This is a genomic window from Gordonia sihwensis (genome assembly GCF_029632925.1).
Lineage (GTDB): Bacteria > Actinomycetota > Actinomycetes > Mycobacteriales > Mycobacteriaceae > Gordonia > Gordonia sihwensis.
This window is the reverse complement of sequence record NZ_CP121248.1, coordinates 2,170,556-2,196,245: the sequence shown is the minus strand read 5'-3', so window position 1 is coordinate 2,196,245 and position 25,690 is coordinate 2,170,556. Positions and strand designations below refer to the sequence as shown.

The window sequence follows — 25,690 nt, the reverse complement described above, 5'->3', positions numbered from 1 at the left end:
CTGGTCTCGTCATGAGTGATCCGAATACCCCCCGCCCCGGTCCGTCACCGGCGTCGGTCGCCGCGGATCTGGCCGCACGCAATGCGCCGCCCGCAGACCCGGCAGAGCATCCGGCGCTGGCCGCTGCCGCGCAGTTGCTGGAGGAAGCGGAGATGGTTCGATCGGCCGCCGGTGACGAACTCGACCTCGGTGCGCTCGCCCGGCAGGCGGAACTGCTCACCAGCGCACACGACAGACTCGCCGCGGCGCTGGAAGACGCCGGCCGTGGCTGAACGCAACCGCATCCGCTGCCGTAGAAGGATCCGTTGCCCTAGACAGAAAGGCCGATGATGGCTGCTCGTGCACGGCTCGACGCCGAACTCGTGCGGCGCGGACTCGCCAGGTCCCGCGAGCAGGCCCGCGAGCTGATCGACGCCGGGAATGTCAAAGTCAACGGAACGCCGGCCAGCAAGCCTGCGACCAATGTCGCCAGGGACACGCCGATCGTGGTGACTGAAGGGCAGACCGACGACTGGGCCTCCCGCGGGGCGCACAAGCTGCTCGGCGCCCTCGCCGCATTCGAACCGCTCGGGGTGTCCGTCGACGGTAAACGGTGTCTGGACGCAGGCGCGTCCACAGGCGGTTTCACCGACGTGCTGCTGCGACGCGGTGCTCGTGAAGTGGAAGCGGTCGACGTCGGCTACGGGCAGCTGGTGTGGAAGCTGCAGACCGACGAGCGGGTGCACGTCCACGATCGGACCAACGTCCGTCATCTCACGCCGGAAGTGATCGGCGGCCCGGTCGATCTCATCGTCGGAGACCTCTCCTTCATCTCGCTCAAGCTGGTGCTGCCTGCGCTCGCCGGCTGTCTCCGCCCCGGGGGCGACGCGTTGCCGATGGTGAAGCCGCAGTTCGAGGTCGGAAAGAACCGTGTCGGAGCGGGTGGGGTGGTCCGTGACCCGCGACTGCGGGCAGAGGCGGTCGAGTACGTCGCGGCGATGGCGGCATCTCTCGGGCTCACCACTCGAGCGGTCGTGGCGAGCCCGCTTCCCGGACCGTCCGGCAATGTGGAATTCTTCCTCTGGTTGCACAAGGACGACGGCGTCGTTTCGGAGCCGAAGGTCCTGAGTGAGCAGATGTCACACCCCGGCGATACCGTTGACTCGATGATCGGCTCGGACGGTACCGATCACGATTGGGTGGATCAGGATGAGGCCACGCGCGTCCGCGCTCTGATCGATCAGGCCGTCGCCGACGGTCCGCAATAGGGAGGGGGAGGGTGATGACATCATCGAGCGGGTCGCCGGACGGTACCCGGACCTTCCTGGTCGTGGCGCACACCGGCCGTGACGAGGTCACCGATACGCTCCTGACCATCGCGAAGCGCTGCGGTGACGCCGGTATCGCGGTCCGTGTCGTCGACCACGACACCCGCCGGCCGCCGCCTCCGAACGTCGAGACCCACCCGGTCGATCCGGAGATGCTGCGCGACGCCGGAGCGGATGTGGAGGTCGCTCACGCCGACTCGGTGTCGGCGCAGGGGTGTGAATTGGTGCTTGTGCTCGGCGGAGACGGCACTTTCCTGCGTGCCGCCGAACTGGCGTACCCCGCGGGCGTCCCATTGATGGGGATCAATCTCGGCCACATCGGATTCCTCGCGGAGGCGGAGGCGCACCGGATCGACGAAGTGCTCGACCTGCTGATCGCCGGCGACTACGGGGTCGTCGACCGGATGGTGCTGGACGTATCGGTGATCGACCCGGGGAGCGATGAGCCCCGTGCGCGCGACTGGGTGCTCAACGAGGTCGTCATTCAGAACACGTCGCACAACGGTGTTCTCGAACTCGTCACCGAGGTCGACGGGCGGCCGGTTGCGGCCTACGGCGCCGACGGACTGCTCGTCGCCACGCCCACCGGTTCCACTGCGTACGCGTTCTCCGCCGGCGGTCCGGTGATGTGGCCGGATCTGGAGGCGATCCTCGTGGTTCCGAGCAACGCCCACGCGCTGTTCGCCCGCCCGATGGTCACCAGCCCCCGATCGCGCGTGGCGGTGGAAGTCCACCGCGAGGGGCGCGACGGCGTCGCCTTGTGCGATGGCCGCCGGATCTTCGACGTACCCGCGGGGTCCAGGGTGGAGGTGGTGCGGGCGCAGCGTTCGCTTCGCTGGGTCCGCATCGACTCGGAGCCCTTCGCCGACCGACTCGTCACCAAGTTCTCGCTGCCGGTCACCGGCTGGCGGGGAAGGAGCTGAGACCCGTTGCTGGAAGAACTGTCGATCCGCAGTCTCGGTGTGCTCGAATCCGCGAGCGCGCAGTTCCATCCCGGATTCACCGTTCTGACCGGTGAGACGGGTGCGGGCAAGACGATGATCGTCACCAGCCTGCGGCTGCTGTCCGGAGCACGAGCGGACGCGGGACGTGTCCGGACCGGAGACGCGAAGGCGATCGTCGAAGGCCGCTTCCGCCTTCCCGAGGATCGGTCATCGGTGGCCGCAGTCCTCGACGAGACCGGTGCCGACGTCGATGACGACGACACCCTGATCGCGGCGCGGACGGTCAATGCCGATGGTCGCTCGCGCGCACATCTGGGCGGCCGCGCCGTTCCCGTGGGCACGCTCGCGCAGCTGACGGGCGAACTGCTCGCGATCCACGGGCAGAATGATCAGTTGCGGTTGATCCGGCCGGAGCAGCAGCGCTCCGCGTTAGACCGGTACGCCGGTCCGTCGGCGGCCTCGATGCTCAAGAAGTACCGCGCGGCGCGCGCGGACTGGGTGGAACTGCTCGACGAACTCGACCGGCGTCGTGACAACGCCCGAGAGTTGGCCCAGGAGGCCGACCGGTTGCGGTTCGGGATCGACGAGATCGACGCCGTCGGACCCGAGCCCGGTGAGGACACCGATCTCATCGCGACGATCCGGAGAATGACCGATCTCGAGGAGATCAGGTCCACTGCGTATCAAGCGCAGGAGATCGTGGCGGGTGCCGAAGGCGCGTCGGTGGTCGACGGTCTCGGCACCGTCCGCTCGCTGTTGGAGTCGGCGTCCGACGACGCATTGCGCGATCTGCAGCCGCGCGTCGCCGAAGCACTGACGGTCGTCACCGACCTCGGCGCAGAGCTGACTTCGTTTCTCGGAGGCCTGCCGGACGACGCGGGTGACCTCGACGGCCTGCTGAACCGTCAAGCGGAACTCAAGTCGTTGACGCGCAAGTACGCCGCGGACATCGACGGCGTCCTGGCCTGGCGTGACGACGCACGTGAACGCCTGAGCGAGATCGAGGACCCCGAGGGTGCGATCGAACAACTCGAGGCTCGGGCCGCGGCCGCGCGGGACAAGGTGGCAGAACTGGCCGGCAAGCTGCACACCGTGCGGACGAAGTCGGCCAAGAGCCTCGCGAGCAAGGTCTCGGCCGAACTGGCGGGCTTGGCGATGGGCGGCAGCGCACTGGCCGTCTCGGTCTCGCTGCTGCCCGCAGACGACGACCGGCTCGCGATCGACGTCGGCGGACGGCGTGCGCACGCGGGCGGAGACGGTGCCGACCGCGTCGAATTCGGACTCGTGGCGCATAAGGGCGCGGCGCCTCTGCCGATCGCCAAATCGGCGTCGGGAGGCGAACTGTCGCGGGTGATGCTCGCGTTGGAAGTGGTTCTGGCCGAGCCGGATTCTGGCGGGGTGATGGTGTTCGACGAAGTCGACGCCGGCGTCGGCGGCGCGGCCGCCGTGCAGATCGGTGCGCGCCTCGCACGGTTGGCTCGACGCCATCAGGTGATCGTGGTGACACACCTTCCGCAGGTGGCCGCCTTTGCCGACAACCACCTCGTGATCGGCAAGTCCGGTGGTGGAAGCAAGGGCAGGCAGACCTCGACGCTGACCATGCTCGACCGCGACGAACGCATCGCGGAGCTCGCCCGAATGCTCGCCGGTCTCGGGGACTCGGAGACCGGCAGGGCTCATGCGGAGGAACTCCTCGACACCGCGGAGCGGGCGCGCGCGGATTCCTGACGGGGAGCCGCCATTGTTTCGCCGACGGAGGCGAGTGTTTCCAGTATGACGAAAGTTGATATTGATACGGCGCGCCTCCGTGTGACTGATGTGCCTGAAGGTCACTATGGGACCCATGAGGATGCCAGCCCTGCTCTCGCGGAACACCGAAGCACTCCCCGGACTCACCGGCATCGCCCGGATCGACAAGGACGTCAAACGCCTCGTCAACCGAGTCGACCACGGTGCGGTCGTGATCCTGGACCAGGTCGACCTGGACCGGGTCACCGCTGACGCGCTGGTGGAGGCCGAGGTCGCGGCGGTGGTGAACGTCTCGCAGTCGATCACCGGCCGATACCCGAACCTCGGTCCCGAAGTGCTCGCGGCTTCCGGCATCCCGCTGATCGACAACGTCGGCAGCGAAGTGTTCTCGCGAGTCAAGGACGGCACCAAGGTACGCCTCAACGAGGGCAAGCTGTACATCGGTGAACGCGTCATCGCTCGAGGTCAGGAACTCGGCGAACGCGAGATCGCCGACCTGATGCTCGACGCGAAGACCGGCCTCGTCGATCATCTCGAAGCCTTCTCCGGCAACACGATCGAGTTCATCCGCAGCGAGTCGCCGCTGCTGATCGACGGCGTCGGCGTGCCGAAGGTGAACGTCAAATTCGACCGCAGGCATGTCGTGATCGTGGCCGACGGCTCCGACCGCGCCGCAGACCTCAAATCGCTCAAACCCTTCATCAAGGAATACCAACCGGTGCTCGTCGGCGTCGGCGCCGGTGCGGACACCTTGATCAAGGCCGGTTACCGCCCGGCCCTCATCGTCGGGGACCCGGACGACATCCGCACTGAGACGCTCAAGTCCGGCGCCGAGGTGGTTCTGCCGGCCGACCCCGATGGCCACGCACCGGGCCTGGAGAGGATCCAGGATCTCGGCATCGGCGCCACCACCTTCCCGGCCGCCGGGTCGGCGCCGGACCTCGCGCTCCTGCTGGCCGACTACCACGGTGCCGACCTGATCGTGACCGCCGGACTCAGCGGCTCGATGAACGACTTCTTCGACCGCACGATGCGTGACCAGATCCCTTCGCGCTTCCTCACGCGACTGAAGGTCGGAGCGAAGTTGGTGGATGCGAAGGCTGTCGCCACGCTGTACCGCAGTCGGATCAGCGGAACGTTGATCGCCATGCTGATGGTCGCGGCACTGATCGCGATCATCGTGGCGGTTGTGATCACCCAGGGCGGCGGGGCAGCCGCCAGCGACTGGATGGTCGACCAGTGGCACTCGCTGACCGATTGGGTCAGCAGTGTGTGGAATACCAAATGATCTCTTTGCGCCAGCACGCCGTTTCGCTGATCGCAGTCTTCTTGGCTCTGACTCTGGGCCTGTTCCTCGGTTCCGGGTTCATCGGTGACCGAGTGAATGCCCTGACCGGCACCGATCGCGACAGAATCGGGAAGCTGCAAGACGAGCGCGATGCCCTCGACAAAGAGGTCGGGAACGACACCGCCTTCATCAAGGCGATCGGTCCCGAACTGACGAAGGGTGTTCTGAACAAGCGCGGCGTGCTCATCGTCACCGCGCCCGACGCCGCCGACGGCGATGTGGAAGCGCTGAAGGGGCTGGTCAACGGTGCGGGAGGCACGGTGACCGGCCAGATCGCGTTGACCACCGCGCTGGTCCGCGACGAGCAGGCGTCCAAGCTGCGCACCGTCGTCGACCAATCGATCCCTGCCGGCGCTCAGCTGCGCGTGGAGTACACCGATTCGGGCTCGCGGCTCGGTGATCTGCTGGGCACCGCACTTCTGACCCGGCCCGGACAGGCGCCCGCGTCGGACAGTGATCGGTCCACCGCACTTCAGACGCTTCGGCAGGCCGGGTTCCTCGAGTATCCGGACGGTGCGGTGCGGCCGGCCGACTTGGTGCTGGTCGTGACGGGCGGGGAGATGTCGTCGGACTCCGGTGCGCAGGGGCAGTTCGTCGGCAGGTTCTCCGCAGCGATGGCGGCACGCGGTTCCGGTGGCGTACTCGCCGGGCGGTCCGGTTCCGCCGAGGGCGGTTCACCGATCGGTGTGGTCCGGTCCGACCCGTCGCTGAACAATGCCGTCAGCACCGTCGACAACGTCGACCAACAGACCGGTCAGCTGACCACGGTGCTCGCTCTCGGCGATGAGACCGACGGCCGCACCGGCGCGTACGGCACCGGACCGGGTGCGACGGCGATCACGGTGGGAGCTGCTCCCTCGAAGTGACCGGAGCCGCGACACTCCCGGCGACGGTGGAGTCGGCTGCTCGTAGCGGCATTCCGCGCCGATGCTGTTAGGCTGAAGTCCCGTAGGTATTCAAGATTTCGCAGAGGCTTGAACCGCCCGACGGGAGAAAAATTGCGATCATTGCGTGACCAGCGCGCCGGAGCAAAGCACATCTTCGTGACCGGCGGTGTCGCCTCGTCACTCGGCAAAGGTCTGACGGCCTCGAGCCTCGGCCAGCTCCTGACCGCCCGCGGTATGCGGGTGACGATGCAGAAGGTCGATCCGTACCTGAACGTCGATCCGGGCACGATGAATCCGTTCCAGCACGGCGAGGTCTTCGTCACCGAGGACGGCGCCGAGACCGACCTGGACATCGGTCATTACGAGCGCTTCCTCGACCGCAATCTGTCCGGATCGGCGAATGTGACCACCGGCCAGGTGTACTCGACCGTCATCGCGAAGGAACGCCGCGGTGAGTACCTCGGCGACACCGTGCAGGTGATTCCGCATATCACGGACGAGCTGAAATCGCGGATGATGGCGATGCACGACCCCGACGCCGACGGCGAGGAGCCGGACGTCGTCATCACGGAGATCGGCGGAACCGTCGGCGACATCGAGTCGCAGCCGTTCATCGAAGCGGCTCGGCAGATCCGCCACGACCTCGGGCGCGACAACGTCTTCTTCCTGCACGTCTCCCTGGTTCCGTACCTGGCGCCCTCCGGCGAGCTGAAGACCAAGCCGACCCAGCATTCCGTGGCGGCGCTGCGGAGCATCGGCATCCAGCCCGACGCACTGATCCTGCGGTGCGATCGGCCCGTGCCGGAGGCGCTCAAGAAGAAGATCGCCCTGATGTGCGACGTCGACATCGACGGATGCATCTCGACGCCGGACGCACCGTCGATCTACGACATCCCCAAGGTGCTGCACTCGGAGCAACTCGACGCCTACGTGGTCCGTCAGCTGGGACTGCCCTTTCGCGACGTCGACTGGACCGTGTGGGGCGATCTCCTCGACCGGGTCCATTCGCCGCGCGAGACGGTGCGGATCGCGTTGGTCGGCAAGTACATCGACCTGCCGGACGCGTATCTGTCGGTCACCGAGGCGATCCGTGCCGGCGGCTTCGCCCACCACACGCGCACCGAGATCTCCTGGGTTCCGTCGGACGACTGCGAGACCTACGAGGGTGCGCACGCGGCCCTGCGGGACGTCGACGCGGTTCTGGTGCCCGGCGGGTTCGGGATCCGCGGGATCGAGGGCAAGCTGGGTGCCATCAAGTACGCGCGGGAGAACGGGATCCCGCTGCTGGGACTGTGCCTCGGTCTGCAGTGCGTCGTGATCGAGGCCGCGCGGCAGGCGGGACTGGCCGATGCCAGTTCCACCGAGTTCGATCCCGACACCCCTTCGCCGGTCATTGCGACGATGGCGGATCAGGAAGCGGCCGTGGCGGGCGATGCGGACCTCGGCGGGACGATGCGGCTGGGCGCGTACCCGGCCACGCTGATCCCGGGATCTCAGGTGGCGCGGGCGTACGGCGCCACCGAGGTGAGCGAGCGGCACCGCCACCGCTTCGAGGTCAACAATGCCTATCGGGACAAGATCGCCGAGTCCGGTCTGGTGTTCTCGGGCACGTCGCCGGACGGCAAGCTCGTCGAGTTCGTTGAGTATCCGAAGGACGTCCATCCGTTCCTGGTCGCCACGCAGGCGCATCCGGAGCTCAAGAGCCGTCCCACTCGCCCGCACCCGTTGTTCAAGGCGTTCATCGAGGCCGCGTTGAAGTACAAGACCGCAGTGCGGCTGCCGGTGGAGCTGGAAGGTTACGACGCGAGCGGAGTCGAGATCCTCGAGACCGTCGCAGACGGGGAATGAGGTGCTGAGCCGATGAGCGAGCCGGGATCGCACGAGTTCGTCACGCGGTCGTCGCGGACCGAGTACACCGGAGCGATCCTGGCTCTGCGCATCGACGAGGTGGAGATGCCCGGGGGCCGGACGGCCCGCCGCGAGGTGGTCGAGCACCACGGTGCCGTCGCCGTGGTGGCACGCGACGACGAAGGTCGGATCGCGATGGTGCGGCAGTATCGTCACCCGATCGGACGCCGGTTGCTGGAACTGCCCGCGGGTCTGCTCGACGGCGGACCGCAGGAATCGCCGTTGTCGGCCGCACAGCGGGAGCTCGCCGAGGAGGCGGATCTGGCTGCGGACCGGTGGCGAGTGCTCGTCGACCTGGTCGTGTCTCCGGGGTTCACCGACGAGGCGTTGCGCGTCTATCTGGCGGAGAGTCTCCATCAGTTGCACCCCGCTGATCGTGAGGACGAGGAGGCGGATCTCGTCCTGGAATGGGTGCCGTTGGCCGACGCGGTGCGGATGTGCCTGTCGGGCGAGATCGTCAACGCGACGGCCGTGTCCGGAGTGCTCGCCGCGGCGGCGGCCGACGCGAGCGGTACGGAACTCCGCGCCACGGACGCACCGTGGCGAGATGAGCCGACGGCCTTCGCGGCACGCCGATAGGGCGGCGACAGATGTCCACCGCGACTGTCGACGACGCGATCGCCCGCTACCTCGACCATCTCACGGTGGAACGCGGGTCGGCGGTCAACACAGTCGCCTCCTACCGTCGCGACCTCGAACGGTATCGGTCGTTTCTCGACGGGCGCGGAATCTCCGAGATCGCCGCCATCACCGAGGAGGATGTGCGCGACTTCCTCGTCGCACTGCGGCGCGGGGACCCTGGCAGCGGTGTTCCGGGACTGGCCGACTCGTCGGTCGCGCGGACGCTGGTGGCGGCGCGTGGCTTTCACAAATTCTGTACGGCCGAAGGGTTGGCCGGATCCGACGTCGCGCATGCGGTACGTCCGCCTAAGCCGCCGCGGCGCCTCCCGAAATCGTTGCCGGTAGACGATGTTCTCGCGATCCTCGACGCCGCGGGCTCCGGCGACGGGCCGCGCAGCCTGCGCGATCGAGCGCTCGTCGAACTGCTCTACAGCTGTGGTGCCCGGATTTCGGAGGTCACCTCACTCGACCTCGACGACCTCGATCTGGAGCACCGCGCGGTCGTCTTGCGCGGCAAGGGCGGGAAGGAGCGGATCGTGCCGGTCGGCGGACCGGCGATCGACGCCGTGGACGCGTACCTCGTGCGCGGCCGGCCGGCGTTGGTGAAACGGGCGACGCCGGCGCTGTTCCTGAACGTCCGGGGCGGAAGACTGTCCCGGCAGAGTGCCTGGCAGGTGCTCGTCGACGCCGCGGAACGTGCCGGTGTCGACAAGGAGGTCTCGCCGCACACTCTGCGGCACAGTTTCGCCACGCATCTGCTCGACGGCGGCGCTGACGTTCGCGTGGTGCAGGAATTGCTCGGTCACTCGTCGGTGACGACGACTCAGGTGTACACGCTGGTCACGGTCAACACGATGCGCGAGGTGTATGCGACCGCGCACCCGCGGGCGCGCTGAGTACCGCCCCTCGCCACCCTCACGCCGACCGGTGCTCGGCGACCAGTTCCCGCACAGCGGGTGCCACCTGGGTGCCGATGGTCTCGATCTCGGCCGCGTCGTCCGTCGCGAAGATGAACCCGGTGATGCCGTAGTCGCGGGTGAGACCGGCGAGCTCGTCCACCCAGGATGCCGGCGGACCGCTGAGCAGATCTCCGCGAGCGTCGTTGAAGTGACCGCCGACGTTCAGGTATCGCCGGATAGCCGAGGGGTCACGGCCGGCGTCGATCGCGGCTGCGTCGATCACGGCATTCATCGAGGTCAGATCGCTGACCCCGTTCGGCAGATAGCTGAGCGACGGCAGGCAGCCGTCGCATTTGCGGCCGACGAGTCGGAGCATGCGCGGTTTGTACGCGCCGACGGTGATGCCGATCGGGTGGGCGGGCGCCGGGCCGCGTTTGGCGCCGTCCACCTGGTAGAAGTCACCGCTGAGATGAACGCCGCCGCGGGCCGAGGTGTCCCAGATCGCGCGCATCACGTCGATCGCCTCGTCCAGTGCACGACGGCTTTCTCCGGGGGTGCGACGCGGACCTCCCATCGCCGCGATCGCGTCGACGAAGCCGCCTGCACCCAGTGCGATCTCGCATCGACCGGCGGAGAGCAGATCGAGGCTCGCAGCGGCGCGGGCGAGAACAGCGGGAGGCCGCAGCGGGAGGTTGAGGACGTTTCCGGACAGAATCACGCGCTCGGTCCGCGCGGCGATGAAGCTCAGCAGGGTCCAGGTGTCGAGGAACGCCGGTTGGTACGGGTGGTCCTGGATCGTCACCATGTCGATGCCGGCGTCTTCGGCGGTCAGAGCCAGGTCGACGGCCTGCTGAGGTGCCTTTGACGTACCTGTGACGAAGACGCCGAAACGAAGGTCGAGACCGTAGTCGCTCATGGTTCGCAGACTACGACGACGAGTGCGCGAGCGCAGGCGAGCGCCGACTGTTTTGTCGGAGGTCGGCGGTAGGGTTCGAACATAGAAGCACAGCAGAAGTGTTCTCGGACACTGTGCAGGTCGAAAGGGGGTGGGTTCGATGGACACGTCAGAGGTGCTGCTCCCGGACGACCCGGCCGCCCTCGCCCGCCTATTGGAGGCTGCGGCAACCAAGTTCGCGTCCCTGCCACTGTCCGCGGTCCCCGAAGACACCCTGCTGGAAACCGTCGAGACATTGGAACGTACTCATCGTCGTCTCGACGGTGTCGACGCCGCGGTGTTGGTGGAGGTCTCCGACCGGGCCGTGTATCGCAAAGCCGGGTACCTGTCGGTGCACCAGTATTTGGCGCAGGGGTTGCGGCTCGGTGACGGTGCCGCCCGCCGCCGACGCGTCAGCGCCGCCGGGATCGGACGATTCACCGACCTACAAGGCCAAACCCGCCCACCGGTACTGCCGGCGACCGCGGTCGCGGTGGGCGAGGGTGCGATCGGCGCCGACCACATCCGCGAAATCGACGCCGTCATGGACAAGATCCCCACCGCCATCGACGCCGACACCCGAGCACGCGCCGAGGCACAGCTGGCCTGGGTCGCCCGCGAGCTGAGTCCGGCCGGTGTCCGCACCGCCGGCATCCGACTGCTCGCGCACCTGGACCCGGACGGAACCGTCACCGACGAACGCGACCGCAAACGCCTGCGCGGCTTCACGATCCTGCCCCAAGATCTGCGGCTGATGAGCAAAGTCCGCGGGTATCTGACTCCGGCGTTGCGGGCGGAGATGGAGGCGGCACTGCCGTCGTGGGCGGCACCGGGAATGAACAATCCCGACGACCCGGATTCCCCGTCGGGGACCGTGGAGTCGGCGGACCCGGCCGCTCTGGCGGCCGCGGTGGAGCGTGATACTCGCACTCCGGGGCAGCGCACCCATGATGGTCTGCAGGCGCTGCTGCGCGCCTCCCGCAGTGGTGTTGGGGGTGGTCGGCGGTCGGGTGATCTGGTCGTCACTGTCACCGACCGGGAGTTGGCCGAGCGCGCCGGGGTGGCGTTGACCGCGACCGGGACTCGGGTGCCGGTCGCGGAGTTGATCGAGGTCGCCGCCGCCGCGACTCCGCATCTGGCCGTCTTCTCCGCCCGCACCGGGCAGGCGTTGTATCTCGGACGGGGTCGCCGGCTGGCGTCGCGGGCGCAGCGGTTGATGCTCTTCGCCCGCGACCGCGGCTGCACCGCCCCCGGCTGCGACGCCCCGTTCACCCGGACGCAGGCCCATCACTTCCCCGACTGGGCCGACGGCGGCCCCACCGACATCGACCACCTCGGCGCCGCATGCGGGCGTCACAACCGCTCCGTCGGCCCCCGCCGCGGCCAGTGGCAGACGATGATCCTGATCGACGGACCCCACGCCGGCAGAGCCGCCTGGCGACCGAGCGACAACCGCACCGCCCGACGATGGCGGATCAACCAGATCCACCACGCTGAACTGCTCCCGGGCCACGAACCCCAGCCGCCGCCGTTGCCGCAACCGAGGCTGTGAATCGCACTGTCGGGACGGCTATCCCGTTCGGCCGCCGACGGGCGGTCGGCTTCAGTCTCAAGGCGAGGTTGAGGACTCGGCCGACACTCCGACGCCGCCGATTGCGGTTGCGACGTCGGGCGATCATGAACGGACCGGCCAGGTGCAGCAGGTCTGCGGAGCGCCTGCCGTGGACGTCCGTCTCGACACATTAGGATCGAGACGACCAGTTTCGCAGCGTGCACAACCGGGGAGGAGCATCGAACAGGTGAGTGCATCCAACCCCCGCGGCAAAGCACAGCAGGGTCAACTCGACGTGCCGGCGGACAAGCTCGGGCCGACGGGACGCCCCTACCGCGACATTCCGGACCCCGCGCCCCGCGAGAAGCACGGCCCGGCGGTCATCGTCGCGATGTGCAACCAGAAGGGCGGCGTCGGCAAAACCACCTCGACGATCAATCTCGGTGCCGCACTTGCCGAATGCGGTCGACGCGTACTGCTCGTCGACCTCGACCCGCAGGGGGCGCTGTCCGCCGGTCTCGGGGTGGCGCACCATGAACTCGAAGAGACGGTCCACAACCTCCTGGTCCCGCCGTACGCGGCGACCGACGACGTCCTCATGCGCACCCGCGTCGACGGACTCGATCTGCTCCCGTCGAACATCGATCTGTCGGCGGCCGAGATCCAGCTCGTCACCGAGGTCGGGCGCGAACAGGCGCTCGCCCGTGCGCTGCACCCGGTGGCCGACCGGTACGACTACATCCTCATCGACTGTCAGCCGTCGCTCGGCCTGCTCACCGTGAATGCGCTGGCGTGCGCCGACAACGTCGTGATTCCCATGGAGTGCGAGTACTTCAGCCTTCGCGGGCTCGCACTTCTCACCGACACCATCGAGAAGGTTCACGATCGACTCAATCCCAAGCTCGAACTCGGGGGCATCCTGGTCACCATGTTCGACCAGCGCACTCTGCACTCGCGGGAAGTGATGGCCCGCGTGGTCGAGGTGTTCGGCGACGCCGTGTACGACACCGTCATCAACCGAACCGTACGGTTCCCGGAGACGTCGGTCGCCGGTGAGCCGATCACGTCATGGGCGCCGAAGTCGTCGGGGGCGAAAGCGTATCGCGACCTCGCACGTGAGGTGATCGCCCGCAACGAGACTCAGGCGTGACCGGGACCGATGAGACTCTGACCCCCGTCGGCGACGGGCCCGCGACCTCCGGCCCGGAGACGGCAGACGCCGAGGCGGGCGGGCGGAGCGACGGCTTCCAGGTCCGCCTCGCCAACTTCTCCGGGCCGTTCGACCTACTGCTCAACCTGATCAGCCAGCACCGCCTCGACGTCACAGAGGTGGCGCTCCACGTGGTGACCGACGATTTCATCGCATACACCAAGGCGCTGGGCGCCGAGGCCGACCTCGAACAGACCACTGAGTTCCTGGTGATCGCCGCAACCCTGCTCGATCTCAAAGCCGCGCGGTTGCTGCCCTCCGGCGAGGTGGAGGACCCCGAAGACCTGGCGCTGCTCGAAGCCCGCGACCTCCTGTTCGCGAGGCTTCTGCAGTACCGTGCCTACAAGCAGGTCGCCGTCCTGTTCGGCGAACTGGAGGCGGCAGCGCTGCAACGGTATCCGCGCGCTGTTTCGCTGGAGGCGAGGTTCGAAGATCTCCTGCCCGAGGTGGATCTGGGAGTGAATCCGCAGCGATTCGCGGAGATCGCTGCGGCGGCCGTCGTACCGAAGCCGAAGCCGACCGTCGGGCTCGACCACCTGCACGGATCCACGGTGTCGGTGCCCGAACAGGCCAAACGGCTCACCGAACTGCTCACCGCGGCCGATGGTCAGTGGTTGACGTTCGGGGCATTGGTGGCAGAGTGCGCGAACGGACTCGAGGTGGTCGCCCGGTTCCTGGGATTGCTCGAGCTGTATCGGGAGCGCGCGGTGCAGTTCGAGCAGCCGGAGCCGCTCGGTGAGCTCAAAGTCTGTTGGACCGGCGACCGCGAAGCACAGGAGATCGACATCGAGAAGTCGGAGGACTACGGATGACGACAGAACCGGGGATGACGAGCGATCATGGGCGGACGGACGAACCCGACATGGACGCCGGCATCGACGAGGGCGATCACCTGGAAGACGACGAGTTGCGGGCCGCTCTGGAAGCGGTGCTCCTCGTCGTCGACACGCCGGCAACGGTGGACGAACTCGCGTCCGCTGTCGGTCAGGACCGCACACGCGTCCGGCAGCTGCTTCGGCGGATGAGCGCCGACCTCACCGCGGCAGGCAGCGGGATCGACCTTCGCTTCGCCGGCGACGGATGGCGCTTCTACACCCGCTCCGACTACGCGCCCTACGTCGAGAAGCTGCTGCTCGACGGCACGCGGAGCAAGCTGACGCGGGCGGCGCTCGAAACGCTCGCCGTGGTCGCCTACCGGCAACCCGTCACCCGTGCTCGCGTGAGCGCGATCCGCGGAGTCAACGTCGACGGAGTGGTGCGGACACTGCTCGCACGCGGGCTCATCAGCGAGGCCGGGACCGACGAGACGACGAACGGCACGCTGTACGTCACCACCGAGCTCTTTCTCGAGCGGCTCGGTCTCGCGTCCTTGAGTGATCTGCCCGACATCGCACCCCTGCTTCCGGGCGTCGACGTGATCGACGACCTCGGCGAGGAACTCCTCGACGATCCGCGATTCGCCAAACTGGGCGGTGGCCAGGCACAATCGAATGTTGATGTCTCGGCGCAGGCATTGGCGGAGGCCGATGAGGGCTGAGCCGCCTCGGGCCGTGACACCACCTGAAAATCAATACAGTTGAAGGACACTTCATGGCATCCGCTAGCCGAGACGGCACACCGGGAAAGCGACGAGGGAGCGGGACCAACCGCTCGTCGTCGGACAAACAGAATGCACGCGGCAAGAACGTGGCAGGCAAGAAGGGCGCTCCCTCGGGCAAGCGCGGCGCGCCGGCCAAACGCGGTGGTCCGGGACAGCAGCTGTCGAGCCGCAAGCCGCATCGCAAAGGCAGCTCCCGCGTCGACGTCGAGTCGGGCAAGATCCGCCTCAACAACTCCAAACCCGCCCGGCACCAGGTGGCTGAGGTGGAGGGCGACGGCGTCACCTACGTCTCCGACGGGATGCGACTGCAGAAGGTCCTCGCGGCGGCGGGCGTCGCCTCCCGTCGAGGCGCCGAGGAACTGATCGCCGCCGGACGTGTCGAGGTCGACGGCGAAGTGGTCGTCGAGCAGGGACTGCGGATCGACCCGAACACCGCGATCATCAAGGTCGACGGCGCCCGCGTCGTCATCGACGAGTCCAAGCAGTACCTGGCGCTGAACAAGCCCAAGGGCTGGCACTCCACGATGAGCGACGAGCACGGCCGACCCTGCATCGGTGACATCGTCGCCGAGCGTGTGATGGCCGGTCAGCGCCTCTTCCACGTCGGGCGGCTCGACGCCGACACCGAAGGACTGCTCCTGCTCACCAACGACGGCGAGCTCGCGCATCGCCTGATGCACCCGTCGTACGAGGTGCCGAAGACGTACCTGGCGACGGTGCGCGGCGAGGTCAACCGCGGTCTCGGTCGAGAGCTGCGTCGGGGAGTGGAGCTCGAGGACGGCCCGGTGAGCGTCGACTCGTTCGCGCTCCTGGAGGTGAATCAGGGCAAGTCGTTGATCCGGCTGACCCTGCACGAAGGGCGCAAGCGAGTCGTGCGTCGCCTGCTCGCCGAGGTTGGTTTCCCCGTGACACGACTGGTCCGTACCGACATCGGTCCGGTCGCGCTCGGCAAGCAGCGTCCCGGCAGCCTGCGCGTCCTCGACAACAAGGAGATCGGCGCGCTGTACAAGGCGGTGGGAATGTGACCGGCGTCAGCGAACCGAGTGCTGCTGAGCCGATGAGGGTCGTCACGATCGACGGCCCTGCGGGAACCGGCAAGTCGACGGTCTCGGGCAAGCTGGCGTCCCGTATCGGGGCCCACATGCTCGACACCGGAGCGATGTACCGTGCCGCGACGCTCGCCGTCCTGCGGGCGGGAGTTCGGCCCGACGGTGACGAGGTCGGCGACATCGTCGACGCCGCCGATATCCGGCTGACGGCCGGCGGCGACGACGCGGGGGACACCCAGGTGTTCCTCGACGGTGAAGATGTCTCCCGAGAGATCCGCACCGACGAGGTCACCGCGGCGGTGTCCGCGGTGTCGGCGAACCCGCGGGTGCGCGAGAAGCTCGTCGAACTGCAGCGCGCGCACGCCGACGACGCGTACCTGGTCGTCGAAGGACGTGACATCGGCACCGTGGTATTCCCGGACGCCGCACTCAAAGTGTTCCTGACCGCGACGCCCGAGGCCCGGGCCGAGCGGCGTCACCGGCAGAATCTCGCTGCCGGCCGCGAGAGCATTCTCTCCGAGGTCCTCGACAGCGTGAACCGTCGCGACCATCTGGATTCGACCCGAGCGGTGTCGCCGCTGCGCGCGGCCGACGACGCGGTGCTGGTCGACACCAGCGACATGACCCTTGAGCAAGTGATCGACCGGCTCGCCGAGCTGGTCGCCGAGCGGATCGGAGTCCGCCCATGAGTGACGATTTCTCCACCGAGTTCGCCGACCCCAACCTGGCCGGCGACGGCACATGGTCGGACGAGGGCGATTGGGACCTGTCCGATTTCGTGACCGACGACGCCGCGGGAGAGAGCGCCGCACTGCCGGTGGTCGCGATCGTGGGACGGCCGAACGTCGGCAAGTCGACCTTGGTGAACCGCATTCTCGGTCGTCGTGAGGCGGTCGTCGAAGACGTCCCGGGTGTCACGCGTGACCGTGTGTCGTACAAGGCCGACTGGATCGGCCGCCAGTTCATGGTCACCGACACCGGTGGGTGGGAGCCGGATGCCAAGGGGATGGGCCTGGCGATCGCCGCCCAGGCCGAGTACGCGATGCGCACGGCTGATGCGATCGTCCTCGTCGTGGACGCCACCGTCGGCGCCACTGCCACCGATGAGGCCGTCGCCCGTGTGCTGAGGCGGTCGAAGACCCCGGTGCTGCTGGCGGCGAACAAGGTCGACTCTGAGCGGATGGAAGCCGAGGCTGCATCGCTGTGGTCGCTCGGGCTGGGGGAGCCGCACACCATTTCGGCTGCTCACGGCCGCGGTACCGGAGATCTCCTGGACAAGATCCTCGAGGTTCTGCCGGAGTCGCCGCGCGAACGATTCGCCGTCGGCGGTCCGCGGCGTGTCGCGCTCGTCGGAAAGCCGAACGTCGGTAAGAGCTCGCTGCTGAACAAGTTGGCCGGTGAGGAACGCGCTGTGGTCGACAACGTCGCGGGCACCACCGTCGACCCCGTCGACGAGTTGATCGAACTGGGCGGCAAGCCCTGGCAGTTCGTCGACACCGCCGGATTGCGCCGCAAGGTGCGGAACGCCACCGGGCACGAGTACTACGCGTCGCTGCGGACCCGTGCGGCACTGGACTCGGCCGAGGTGGCTCTGCTGCTGATCGATGCCAGTCAGACGATCACCGAGCAGGACCTGCGCGTGCTGTCGATGATCGTCGACAGCGGTCGTGCGCTCGTCGTCGTGTTCAACAAGTGGGACCTCGTCGACGAGGACCGCCGCTACGAGCTCGACAACGAGATCGACCGTGAGTTGGCGCGTGTGCCGTGGGCACGGCGGGTCAACATCTCGGCGATGACCGGGCGGAGCGTCCAGAAGCTGGTTCCCGCGCTCGAGGGCGCGCTGGAGTCGTGGGACAAGCGCATCTCCACCGGTCAGCTCAACTCGTGGCTCAAGGAGATCATCGCCGCCACGCCGCCGCCGGTGCGCGGAGGGCGGCAACCGCGTGTCATGTTCGCCACTCAGGCCGCGACCAGACCTCCGACCTTCGTGCTGTTCACCACCGGCTTCCTGGAGGCGGGCTACCGGCGCTTCCTGGAGCGGAAACTGCGCGAGCGGTTCGGCTTCGACGGTTCGCCCGTGCGGATCAACGTCCGTGTGCGCGACAAGCGCGACCGAAAGAAGTAACTACGTGCCCACAGCGCCTGAGCACGTCGAAGTGTCCAGGCGCTGTGGCACAATTCCGGCATGTTGATCATCGGAATCGTCCTCTGGGGCATGCTCATCGGTGCTGCCGCCCAACTGATCCTCGGAACCGGCCGCAAGGGGCTCAACTGGGGCATGGCTCTGGCCTCGGGCCTCATCGGCTCATTCGTGGGCGGACTCTTGATCAGCCTGATCGCCGGTGACGGTATCGAGTTCCGTCCCAGCGGCATCATCGGCTCCATCATCGGGGCTCTGATCGTCTCCGCGATCTGGATCGCGGTCGACCGTCAGCGCGCCGAAAAGTAGCCGTACGCAGGCGATTAGCAGTCTGGCCGTCGGGTGAGCTAAGGTGAATTCGCTTCGCCAGGCGGAGCAGACGGGCTGTGGCGCAGTTTGGTAGCGCACTTGACTGGGGGTCAAGTGGTCGCAGGTTCAAATCCTGTCAGCCCGACGTCGTGACCAGCACTTATGTGCTGGTCACAGTCGTGTGTGCCCTCTACGTGGGGTTAAAGGCCAGAATGTGTGTACGGTTCGGGCGTGGCGTCGGGTGGTTTACCGGTTTCGGCCTCCCCATCCGTGTTGGATGCCGTTGCCGTCTTCCCAGTTGAAGCCTGTGTCGTAGGCGGCGGGCCCGATCTGCTCGTCCTCGACGGGCGTTTCCTTCGGTCGCTGCGGTGGTGGGTTGTGGTGCTCTTCGCGGACCAGGCTCCACGGATCGTGTGGGTGGGCGGTGAGGCTGTTGAGCTTCCATTCGGCGGCTCGGCGGGCGTGCTCGGTCAGAAGTCCTCGGTGAGCGCGGAACAGGTCTTTGAGACCTTTGTTGGGGCCGCCTTCGAGCGGTGAGGTGGTCCGCGGCAGGGGGTGCTCTTCATCGGTCAGGCGGGGGTCGATCCAGGTGAACAGGTGCTCTTCTGAGATCAGCCGCCGGAACAGTCCTCGGGTCTTGCGTAGGTCGCGGTGGGTGTACCACCAGGTGCTGGTCTCGGCGACGCCCTTCGGGCGCACAGCGTGCGGGCGGGCGTAGGTCCGGTGCCGGAGGAATCGGTCGTGCTTGATTTCCCAGTCGTTGTAGGCCTGAAGCCAGAGCACGGCCTGCTCGGAATTGCGGATGTTCATCAAAGCGGTTGTCAGAGTGACAATTTCACGGGCAGCATCGAGTCGGGGTTTGAAGGTGTGGTGGCGGCGCACGGTCTGGAAGATGTGGAAGTAGCAGCGCTGGACTCGAGTGGTGGGCCAATCGTCAGCGATCGCGGCGAGCAGGCCGCGGCCACCGTCGATGACCGCGACGTGCGGGGCGGGTTGGCGTTGCAGGATTTGCTGCCATGAAGCGCCCTGGGTTGAAGCGCCCTGGGTTTCGTTCCGTGGTTACACGGTCGCGGGCGCGGTCGTCGTGGTGTGAGTGTAGGTCGCTTCGACGTTCGCCGGGGTGCGGTAGCCGAGAGCTTCGTGGAGCCGGGAGGTGTTCCACCAGTGGACCCAGCCCATCGTGGCGAGCTCAACCTCGCTGACTGACTCCCAGATCCGCTTGGAGTAGATCAACTCCGCCTTGTATAGGCCGTTCACTGTCTCGGCCAGCGCGTTATCGTAGCTATCGCCGACGGTACCTACTGAAGCCGTAACTCCCGCGGCGAGCAGAGCGTCCGAATAGGCGAGCGAAACGTATTGACTACCCCTGTCGGAATGGTGGATCAATCCGCTTTCGTTCCTGCTCACCCCGGTGGACTGCAGTGCATGCTCCAGTGCGAGCAATGGCAGAGACTCCGTGTGGAGCGTGGGCGCGACCGCCCAGCCGACAATTCTGCGACTGAAGACATCGGTAACGAATGCGACGTAGCAGAACCCGGAGAGCATCCGGACGTAGGTGATGTCGGCGACCCAAAGCTGCTGCGGTCGATCCGCGACGAACCGCCGTTCAACGAGCTCCGGGCGCTGGTCATCTCCGTCTGCGGAGCAGGTGGTGACGGGCTTTCGACCTCGGCGAACGCCCTGCAGGCCGGCGATCTTCATCAGCCTCGCGACCTGGTCGCGACCGACGTTCCATCCTGCGTGGCGCATTGCGTGCCACATCTTCCGGACCCCATAGACGCTGTAGTTCGCCTGATGAATCCGCTGCACCTCCTCCGCCAGCATCTCGTCCCGAACGCTGCGAGCGGAGGCCGGCCTGTTCTTGGCAGCGCGGTATCCGCGGGAGGTGATGAACCCACATTCTGTCGCACTGAGGATGCGGCAGATGGCCTCGACCCCGAACTTCTCGCGATGCATGTCGACGAACGCGATCATTTCGTCGTGGGGCGGTCGAGTTCCGCTGCGAAAAACGCTGAGGCGGCCTTCAGGATCTCGTTCGCACGTCGCGCCTCGGCGAGCTCCCGCCGGAGACGGCGATTCTCCTCCTCGAGCGGCTCTCCCGGTCCGACCGGCTCGGTGGCGCCGTAGCGATTGCACCAGATCCGCAGCGTCTCTGTGCCGACACCGAGCTGCGGCGCGACGGCACGGATCGATGCTGCGCGAGGGCCGCCCTCGCGGGCTTGGCGGTCGTAGACCATGCGCACGGCACGCTCACGCAGCTCTGGACTGAACTTCTTGGGCATACTCCGATTCTCCTTGCTGAGACTCGGAACGGAACCCAGGGCGCTTCACGGTGGAACTATGGGTCATTTTTGGGTAGACCTGGCGACCTACAACCGAGCCGACACCTCCTGGCAAGGGCATGCCGAGCAACAGGACGACTACCTCGCCATTCGGACTATCAAACGACCCGACGAGGGACTCCCACAGCCGGGGAGTACTCCCATGCCAGACGCCGTTTATGGCGCTACTGAGGTCGGCGGGACGGTTGCCTACGACATTCGAAGTGTCCCCGAGAACAGCGTAATGGGGGGTAACAAGATCTCTGTACGCTCCTACCTCGCGCGCGGATTCGTTGTCGGTGTTGACCCGAGCGAGCTAGCCAGTGCGAAGGTTGTCTCGATCACCGCGAACTTCTATGGACTTGTCATGTGGAGCGGAGCGAAGGGCGCTCACATCGACTACGACCGGCAGCCAGACGGCCGGGTCAACACAATGACCTACACGGTTCGCCGGGTGACTCCGATCACTGCGGAGATCAGCGACCGGCGGACCCTGGAGATTGGTGTCAGTTGGGAAGCTAGCGAGCGCCAGTTCGATCAGTTCTCGGCGTCGACACCACTGACATTCACCATCACCAGATCTAGGCCCGGTACATGGTATGAACTCATTCGCCCGGTGATTGCCTTCCAGGATCTAATCAACTTGGCCTACGACGCTTTCGTCCCGTGCGTCGGCGGTTCGCTAGTCCCTCACTACCGGAAGGACGTTGAGCCGAGCAAGGGTGCGCTGTGGAGCAACTCGCTCATGGACGTTCCCGAGGGGGTAAAGCGTGCCTCGGAGAAGTCCGAGCGGCCGGCCTTCTCACTCGGGGCAATTGGTGGTGCGCCAGGCGTGCGGCGATGGCTGTTGTTGGCTGAGACGCATCCCCGCGCGGTGGGGCCGTTGACCAGCGCTCGCCGATTCGGCATGACGACGGTCGAGGTCGAGCTAATGAACATCGCCGTCGCTATCGAGTACTGGGTCGGAGCGTGCAAGAAGGAGTCGACTACGAGGCCGAAGTGGACCAAGGTCAAGAACAAGGGGTACGCCGAATTGCTGGCTATGCACGTTGGTTCAGCGTTCCGGAAGTTCGTCGGTGGTGATGAGTGCAAGTGGGCGCGGCTGTTCTGGGACCGATACACAGCTCTGAAACACGACCCATTGGTTTCGTATGACTCGTACGAGATTTCGACCCTGATGAGGAGCGGACGGATACTCCTGATGTGTGCTCTACTCAACCGGGTAGCAGGTTCTAAAGCGCCCACGAGATGGATCTGTCAGTCCACCCAGTTCTATCACTTGGGCGAGCGCACGCGGGACCTCATGGCGAGTAATCCGAAGCTCTTTCGGCGGTAGCGCGTTACCTCACAGGCGTGGTGATCCCGGCCGCGCATGACGGTCAGGCCACGCCGGGACAGAACTCGTGTTTCTGGCGCCGCGCGCCGGTGACGGCGTGGAGTCCGACGGGTCCGCCTCCGCTGAGTCCGGCCGATGCCGGAGTGAGGGCGGCCATGTCGGCGCCGATGCCGGTGTGCTGGCCGGCGGAGTGCCGTGGAGCTCGTGGTGGGTTCGGCCGGCGTCGGGTCGGTGCCGACGCCCCGCCCTGGCGCCGGCGGGCGGCCATGTTGGCCTCCGTGGCCTGGGCGCGGTTGGTCGGGAGTGCTCCGCCGGCTCGCTGCGCAGACGTCGCGCGCTCTCCGCTGGTGCCGTGTTGGCGGTGGAGACGGGCTAGTGAGACTTGGGGCCGGGCGGCTCGGTCGTCGGGGATCTGGCCCCCGTTGCGGAAGTTCGGAATCTGGCCGCCATCGCGGAACGGGGAGATGCCAGCGGAACTGAGATCGACGTCCCCAACGAACGGTAGGTTCTTCGCCAGCCAGGTGACTCGTGATCCGCTCCACTCCATGCCGAAGTGCGGGATATGGTCCATGATGCCCACGGCGTGAATCTCCTTGTGTTGAAACGGAACCGAGGCCCAGGCGCCGCGCGGCGGAGTGCGGAACCTGGGCCTCGGAGTCAGAGGGTCATTGTCAGGCGGCGGTGCCGACCTTGACGATGGCCTCGGGGCGGTAGACGCTCACGCCGAACCGGCCCTCGACACGGACGCGGGTCTGGTTGCGCTCGAACAGTTCGCCCGAGGTGTCCCACTCGATATCGACGGCCGCGCCCACGACGTCCACGCTCACTGCCGACGGGTCCAGGACCACGGCTGTCTTTGCCGGGAGCGCGGTGGTCAGGACCGCGCGGAGTCCCCACAGCTCACGTTCCATGAGGTCAATCGGGACGACTCGGAATGCGATGGCGTCGTCCGAGGTGGCCAGGAGTTCCACGGCCTCCCAATCGGCCGGGGAGATGAACAGGACGCTCGGCTCGTAGCCGAGGGTTTCCTGGGCCGTGATGGCCTTACGGATGGACGTCAGGGCGTTGGTGGCGAACGCCTGGATCTGCACGCCGCTGGTGTTGAGGAGTCCGGTCAGGTGGGCGCCGGTGCCGTCTCCGCCGATCACCTCGACCTCCAGGGCCTTGTCCAGGCCGTAGACGAGAACTGTACAAGACCGGCGGCGAGCTCGTGGCGCCGGCATCGTGTTCACCGTCGTTCTCGGCGGGACCGCCGTGCACGTCGACCGATGGGATCCGGACTGGGGCGTGCAGGTGATCCGGGAGGAAGGGGTGACCACCTTCTTCGGCGCACCCACGTTCCTGCAGGACATGATGCGCACCGATCTCGCCGGCGATGCGGACAACCCGCTCTCGTGCCTGGTGATCGCGGGATCGTCGGTACCGCGGAATCTGCCGGTCCAAGCCGCGGAGGCTCTCGGCGCCTACGTGGCTCCCGCCTGGGGGATGACCGAGTGCAGCATCCTCGTCTCGTGTACGCCGAAGGAGTCGGACGCCATTCTGCGCACCGACGGGTCGGTCTTCGAGGGCTCGGAGATGCGCGTGGTCGACGTCGACGGCAACGAGTGCCCGGCCGGAGTGGTCGGCGACCTCCTGATGCGGAGCCCCGGTGTGGTCTACGGTTACTTCGACCGACCCGATGCCACATCGCGAGACTATCGCCCGGGACTGTGGTTCTCGACCGGCGACCGAGCCGGCATCGACGAACACGGCTGGATCTCCCTGTCGGGACGGAGCAAGGACATCGTCATCCGGGGCGGCGAGAACATCCCGGTGACCGACATCGAGTCGTTGATCTTCGACCACCCCGACGTGTTGAACACGGCCGTCATCGGCATTCCCGACGAACGGCTCGGTGAACGTGTCTGCGCGGTGCTCGTGATGAAGGACGGCCGGCCCGCGCGCACGCTCGCAGGGCTGTCGGAATACCTTCTCGCGCAAGGGCTCTCGAAGCACTACCTCCCCGAACGTATTGTCACGCGCGGTGAATTGCCGATCACGCCCAGCGGCAAGATTCAGAAGTTCCGACTGCGGGAATCGCTGACTGACGGAGTCGGTGGCGCGGGCTGAATCGACGCGCCATGTCATGTATCGACGACTACATCGAGGTGCTGCGGAACTCCCGCAGGCCGGACCAGACCATGCAAGAGACGGAGACGAAGATGAGCTTGCCCACCAGGGTCGGGGTGTACGGAGGCGGACGGATGGGAGCCGGGATCGCGCACGCCTTCCTGTGTTCCGGCACCGCGGTCACGGTGATCGAAGCGGACGACTCCGCCGCCGACCGCGCTCGCGATCGGATCGCTTCGAGTCTGACCAAAGCGGCGGAGAGGGGCGTGCTCGCCGATTCCGTCGACGACGTACTTCGCCGAGCCGACGTCACCACCGGCGCTGAGAACCTCGCCGAATGCGGACTGGTCATCGAGGCGGTGCCGGAGATGGTCGAGGTCAAAGCGGAGGTCCTGGCGCGCATAGAGAAGACCGCTCCGCTCGCCGTCGTGGCGACCAACACCAGTTCGCTGTCGATCGACGGTCTGGCCGATTCACTCACCTCACCGGAGAAGTTCATCGGTCTGCACTTCTTCAACCCGGTGCCGGCCAGCGACCTCGTCGAGATCGTCGTCGGCACGAAGACGTCCGAGACACTGGTCGCCGATGCTCAGCAGTGGGTGCGCGACATCGGGAAGACCGGTATCACCGTCACGGACTCGCCGGGGTTCGCTTCGTCGCGGCTCGGAGTGGCGATCGCACTCGAGGCGATGCGGATGGTGGAGGAAGGTGTCGCCTCCGCGGCGGACATCGACACGGCGATGACCCTCGGCTACAAGCATCCCACCGGACCCTTGCGCACTACGGACATCGTCGGACTCGACGTCCGTCTCGCCATCGCCGAGCATCTCGCCAAGGAGATCGGACCGAGGTTCGAGCCGCCCGCGATCCTCCGTGACAAGGTGGCAGCCGGGCATCTCGGCCGCAAGACTGGGCAGGGATTCTACGAATGGTGAGCTGTTCGGTCGGTTGAGCGGTCATCCATGACTGCCGAGGGCGCTGAACGCGCCGTTCCGGCACAATGGGCCGCATGAAGCTCTCTGACACGATCGCGTCCGCCGGTGCCTGGGTTCTGGAGAACGGTCATCGTGCGCTCCTGGCGATCACCGGCGGGCGCTTCCCGAAGCGCATGCTGGGGATGCAGACTCTTGAGCTTCACACGATCGGAAGGAAGTCGGGGCAGCGCCGGTCGACGATGCTCACGGCACCGATCTACTCGGCCGATCAGATCGTGGTCGTCGCCTCGAAGGGCGGACACTCCGACCACCCCGACTGGTACAAGAACCTTGCAGCGAACCCCGACGTGGAGGTGACTGTCGACGGTACGACGACCTCATGGACCGCGCGACGGGCGAGCGCCGAGGAGAAGTCGCGGCTGTGGCCGTCGATCGTGAAGATCAACCCCGGCTACGAGGGCTACCAGCGCAAGACCGATCGGGACATCCCCGTGGTCATTCTCACGCCGCGCGGCAGGTAAGACCGACGCGA

25 protein-coding genes, 1 tRNA gene, 1 pseudogene and 1 other annotated feature are annotated in these 25,690 nt (G+C 66.8%); of the genes and pseudogenes, 22 read left to right on the top strand and 5 right to left on the bottom strand.

Features of this window, described 5'->3' with window-relative positions; translation table 11 throughout:
* Nucleotides 1-11: 11 nt before the first annotated feature.
* The 9 genes from P5P27_RS10565 to xerD all read left to right on the top strand — a co-directional run bounded on the left by P5P27_RS10565 (nt 12) and on the right by xerD (nt 9,660).
* On the top strand, nt 12-272 hold the full coding sequence (locus tag P5P27_RS10565) for a hypothetical protein (protein WP_278123870.1): 261 nt from the start codon (nt 12-14) through the stop codon (nt 270-272).
* Between the two features lie 57 nt (nt 273-329).
* Nucleotides 330-1,247 carry a TlyA family RNA methyltransferase gene (locus P5P27_RS10560; protein WP_278123868.1) on the top strand — a complete coding sequence of 306 codons (918 nt, stop codon included), beginning with the start codon at nt 330-332 and terminating at the stop codon, nt 1,245-1,247.
* A gap of 14 nt (nt 1,248-1,261) precedes the next feature.
* Nucleotides 1,262-2,230 carry an NAD kinase gene (locus P5P27_RS10555; protein ID WP_278123866.1) on the top strand — a complete coding sequence of 323 codons (969 nt, stop codon included), beginning with the start codon at nt 1,262-1,264 and terminating at the stop codon, nt 2,228-2,230.
* Between the two features lie 6 nt (nt 2,231-2,236).
* A complete protein-coding gene (gene recN, locus P5P27_RS10550) occupies nt 2,237-3,979 on the top strand; it encodes a DNA repair protein RecN (RefSeq protein ID WP_006898317.1) in 1,743 nt (580 codons plus the stop codon).
* 115 nt (nt 3,980-4,094) lie between these two features.
* Complete coding sequence (steA, locus tag P5P27_RS10545) at nt 4,095-5,288, top strand: putative cytokinetic ring protein SteA (protein WP_039868216.1); 1,194 nt, start codon at nt 4,095-4,097, stop codon at nt 5,286-5,288.
* Nucleotides 5,285-6,214, top strand: coding sequence for a copper transporter (locus P5P27_RS10540; protein WP_006898315.1), 930 nt, complete (start codon nt 5,285-5,287; stop codon nt 6,212-6,214). The genes steA and P5P27_RS10540 overlap by 4 nt, the downstream gene beginning before the upstream one ends.
* Nucleotides 6,215-6,346: 132 nt before the next feature.
* Nucleotides 6,347-8,083 (top strand): CTP synthase, encoded by a 1,737-nt coding sequence (locus tag P5P27_RS10535; protein WP_006898314.1) that lies wholly within the window; start codon nt 6,347-6,349, stop codon nt 8,081-8,083.
* A gap of 12 nt (nt 8,084-8,095) precedes the next feature.
* Nucleotides 8,096-8,722 carry an NUDIX domain-containing protein gene (locus tag P5P27_RS10530; protein WP_278123860.1) on the top strand — a complete coding sequence of 209 codons (627 nt, stop codon included), beginning with the start codon at nt 8,096-8,098 and terminating at the stop codon, nt 8,720-8,722.
* Between the two features lie 11 nt (nt 8,723-8,733).
* Nucleotides 8,734-9,660: a site-specific tyrosine recombinase XerD gene (gene xerD / locus P5P27_RS10525; RefSeq protein WP_045537988.1), complete on the top strand. Its 927-nt coding sequence runs from the start codon at nt 8,734-8,736 to the stop codon at nt 9,658-9,660.
* A gap of 19 nt (nt 9,661-9,679) precedes the next feature.
* On the opposite strand, the gene P5P27_RS10520 is transcribed toward xerD, so the two are convergent.
* Nucleotides 9,680-10,579 (bottom strand): LLM class flavin-dependent oxidoreductase, encoded by a 900-nt coding sequence (locus P5P27_RS10520; RefSeq protein WP_278123858.1) that lies wholly within the window; start codon nt 10,577-10,579, stop codon nt 9,680-9,682.
* Between the two features lie 139 nt (nt 10,580-10,718).
* Between P5P27_RS10520 and P5P27_RS10515 the strand changes: the two genes are divergently transcribed.
* The 9 genes from P5P27_RS10515 (at nt 10,719) to P5P27_RS10475 (ending at nt 18,602) form a co-directional block, all read left to right on the top strand.
* Nucleotides 10,719-12,149: an HNH endonuclease signature motif containing protein gene (locus P5P27_RS10515; RefSeq protein WP_278123856.1), complete on the top strand. Its 1,431-nt coding sequence runs from the start codon at nt 10,719-10,721 to the stop codon at nt 12,147-12,149.
* A 247-nt stretch (nt 12,150-12,396) separates the two neighbouring features.
* Complete coding sequence (locus P5P27_RS10510) at nt 12,397-13,299, top strand: ParA family protein (RefSeq protein WP_006898309.1); 903 nt, start codon at nt 12,397-12,399, stop codon at nt 13,297-13,299.
* On the top strand, nt 13,296-14,171 hold the full coding sequence (locus P5P27_RS10505) for a segregation and condensation protein A (RefSeq protein WP_278123854.1): 876 nt from the start codon (nt 13,296-13,298) through the stop codon (nt 14,169-14,171). Before P5P27_RS10510 ends, P5P27_RS10505 begins: the two co-directional genes overlap by 4 nt.
* A gap of 50 nt (nt 14,172-14,221) precedes the next feature.
* The gene (gene scpB, locus P5P27_RS10500; protein ID WP_231650132.1) at nt 14,222-14,896 is read left to right on the top strand and encodes an SMC-Scp complex subunit ScpB; all 675 of its coding nucleotides are present in this window, start codon (nt 14,222-14,224) and stop codon (nt 14,894-14,896) included.
* A gap of 53 nt (nt 14,897-14,949) precedes the next feature.
* Complete coding sequence (locus tag P5P27_RS10495; RefSeq protein WP_045537995.1) at nt 14,950-15,984, top strand: pseudouridine synthase; 1,035 nt, start codon at nt 14,950-14,952, stop codon at nt 15,982-15,984.
* A gap of 32 nt (nt 15,985-16,016) precedes the next feature.
* Nucleotides 16,017-16,697 (top strand): (d)CMP kinase, encoded by a 681-nt coding sequence (gene cmk / locus P5P27_RS10490; protein WP_278127438.1) that lies wholly within the window; start codon nt 16,017-16,019, stop codon nt 16,695-16,697.
* Nucleotides 16,694-18,133, top strand: coding sequence for a ribosome biogenesis GTPase Der (gene der, locus P5P27_RS10485; protein WP_006898304.1), 1,440 nt, complete (start codon nt 16,694-16,696; stop codon nt 18,131-18,133). Before cmk ends, der begins: the two co-directional genes overlap by 4 nt.
* 60 nt (nt 18,134-18,193) lie before the next feature.
* The gene (locus tag P5P27_RS10480; RefSeq protein WP_045537997.1) at nt 18,194-18,457 is read left to right on the top strand and encodes a hypothetical protein; all 264 of its coding nucleotides are present in this window, start codon (nt 18,194-18,196) and stop codon (nt 18,455-18,457) included.
* Between the two features lie 71 nt (nt 18,458-18,528).
* Nucleotides 18,529-18,602: transfer RNA gene (locus P5P27_RS10475), tRNA-Pro, on the top strand.
* A 101-nt stretch (nt 18,603-18,703) separates the two neighbouring features.
* On the opposite strand, the pseudogene P5P27_RS10470 reads toward P5P27_RS10475, so the two are convergent.
* Both P5P27_RS10470 and P5P27_RS10465 read right to left on the bottom strand, forming a co-directional pair.
* Nucleotides 18,704-19,477, bottom strand: a pseudogene (locus P5P27_RS10470) (IS256 family transposase); the annotation flags it as partial.
* Between the two features lie 39 nt (nt 19,478-19,516).
* Nucleotides 19,517-20,739 (bottom strand): IS3 family transposase gene (locus P5P27_RS10465; protein ID WP_278123849.1). Its coding sequence is split into 2 segments (ribosomal slippage): nt 19,517-20,460 and nt 20,460-20,739, totalling 1,224 coding nucleotides; the frame shifts between segments, so codons are not numbered across the junction.
* Nucleotides 20,337-20,470, bottom strand: a sequence feature (AL1L pseudoknot). (Overlaps the previous gene by 134 nt.)
* Nucleotides 20,740-20,941: 202 nt before the next feature.
* Here P5P27_RS10465 and P5P27_RS10460 point away from each other — a divergent pair.
* Entirely contained in the window at nt 20,942-22,114 is a 1,173-nt protein-coding gene (locus P5P27_RS10460) for an ApeA N-terminal domain 1-containing protein (RefSeq protein ID WP_278123847.1), read from the top strand.
* 43 nt (nt 22,115-22,157) lie between these two features.
* Here the strand turns inward: P5P27_RS10460 and P5P27_RS10455 are convergent, their stop codons facing one another.
* Both P5P27_RS10455 and P5P27_RS10450 read right to left on the bottom strand, forming a co-directional pair.
* Nucleotides 22,158-22,694: a hypothetical protein gene (locus tag P5P27_RS10455; RefSeq protein ID WP_006895126.1), complete on the bottom strand. Its 537-nt coding sequence runs from the start codon at nt 22,692-22,694 to the stop codon at nt 22,158-22,160.
* A gap of 91 nt (nt 22,695-22,785) precedes the next feature.
* Nucleotides 22,786-23,337 (bottom strand): phage major capsid protein, encoded by a 552-nt coding sequence (locus P5P27_RS10450; protein WP_081598069.1) that lies wholly within the window; start codon nt 23,335-23,337, stop codon nt 22,786-22,788.
* Between the two features lies 1 nt (nt 23,338).
* On the opposite strand from P5P27_RS10450, the gene P5P27_RS10445 reads away from it, so the two are divergent.
* The 3 genes from P5P27_RS10445 (at nt 23,339) to P5P27_RS10435 (ending at nt 25,679) form a co-directional block, all read left to right on the top strand.
* Nucleotides 23,339-24,223: an AMP-binding protein gene (locus P5P27_RS10445; protein ID WP_006895124.1), complete on the top strand. Its 885-nt coding sequence runs from the start codon at nt 23,339-23,341 to the stop codon at nt 24,221-24,223.
* A 92-nt stretch (nt 24,224-24,315) separates the two neighbouring features.
* Nucleotides 24,316-25,158 carry a 3-hydroxyacyl-CoA dehydrogenase family protein gene (locus P5P27_RS10440; RefSeq protein WP_039866914.1) on the top strand — a complete coding sequence of 281 codons (843 nt, stop codon included), beginning with the start codon at nt 24,316-24,318 and terminating at the stop codon, nt 25,156-25,158.
* A gap of 74 nt (nt 25,159-25,232) precedes the next feature.
* Nucleotides 25,233-25,679: a nitroreductase/quinone reductase family protein gene (locus tag P5P27_RS10435; protein WP_039866911.1), complete on the top strand. Its 447-nt coding sequence runs from the start codon at nt 25,233-25,235 to the stop codon at nt 25,677-25,679.
* The last annotated feature ends 11 nt before the right edge of the window (nt 25,680-25,690 follow it).

What these genes read in the sequence shown, in the direction of transcription:
- P5P27_RS10435 (WP_039866911.1), top strand. Translation starts at nt 25,233, where the DNA reads ATGAAGCTCTCTGACACGATCGCGTCCGCCGGTGCCTGGGTTCTGGAG.
- P5P27_RS10520 (WP_278123858.1), bottom strand. Translation starts at nt 10,579, where the DNA reads ATGAGCGACTACGGTCTCGACCTTCGTTTCGGCGTCTTCGTCACAGGT.
- P5P27_RS10540 (WP_006898315.1), top strand. Translation starts at nt 5,285, where the DNA reads ATGATCTCTTTGCGCCAGCACGCCGTTTCGCTGATCGCAGTCTTCTTG.
- P5P27_RS10515 (WP_278123856.1), top strand. Translation starts at nt 10,719, where the DNA reads ATGGACACGTCAGAGGTGCTGCTCCCGGACGACCCGGCCGCCCTCGCC.
- cmk (WP_278127438.1), top strand. Translation starts at nt 16,017, where the DNA reads ATGAGGGTCGTCACGATCGACGGCCCTGCGGGAACCGGCAAGTCGACG.
- P5P27_RS10530 (WP_278123860.1), top strand. Translation starts at nt 8,096, where the DNA reads ATGAGCGAGCCGGGATCGCACGAGTTCGTCACGCGGTCGTCGCGGACC.
- P5P27_RS10450 (WP_081598069.1), bottom strand. Translation starts at nt 23,337, where the DNA reads ATGCCGGCGCCACGAGCTCGCCGCCGGTCTTGTACAGTTCTCGTCTAC.
- P5P27_RS10480 (WP_045537997.1), top strand. Translation starts at nt 18,194, where the DNA reads ATGTTGATCATCGGAATCGTCCTCTGGGGCATGCTCATCGGTGCTGCC.
- steA (WP_039868216.1), top strand. Translation starts at nt 4,095, where the DNA reads ATGAGGATGCCAGCCCTGCTCTCGCGGAACACCGAAGCACTCCCCGGA.
- P5P27_RS10440 (WP_039866914.1), top strand. Translation starts at nt 24,316, where the DNA reads ATGAGCTTGCCCACCAGGGTCGGGGTGTACGGAGGCGGACGGATGGGA.
- scpB (WP_231650132.1), top strand. Translation starts at nt 14,222, where the DNA reads ATGGACGCCGGCATCGACGAGGGCGATCACCTGGAAGACGACGAGTTG.
- P5P27_RS10565 (WP_278123870.1), top strand. Translation starts at nt 12, where the DNA reads ATGAGTGATCCGAATACCCCCCGCCCCGGTCCGTCACCGGCGTCGGTC.
- P5P27_RS10460 (WP_278123847.1), top strand. Translation starts at nt 20,942, where the DNA reads ATGCCAGACGCCGTTTATGGCGCTACTGAGGTCGGCGGGACGGTTGCC.
- P5P27_RS10495 (WP_045537995.1), top strand. Translation starts at nt 14,950, where the DNA reads ATGGCATCCGCTAGCCGAGACGGCACACCGGGAAAGCGACGAGGGAGC.
- P5P27_RS10560 (WP_278123868.1), top strand. Translation starts at nt 330, where the DNA reads ATGGCTGCTCGTGCACGGCTCGACGCCGAACTCGTGCGGCGCGGACTC.
- xerD (WP_045537988.1), top strand. Translation starts at nt 8,734, where the DNA reads ATGTCCACCGCGACTGTCGACGACGCGATCGCCCGCTACCTCGACCAT.
- der (WP_006898304.1), top strand. Translation starts at nt 16,694, where the DNA reads ATGAGTGACGATTTCTCCACCGAGTTCGCCGACCCCAACCTGGCCGGC.
- P5P27_RS10555 (WP_278123866.1), top strand. Translation starts at nt 1,262, where the DNA reads ATGACATCATCGAGCGGGTCGCCGGACGGTACCCGGACCTTCCTGGTC.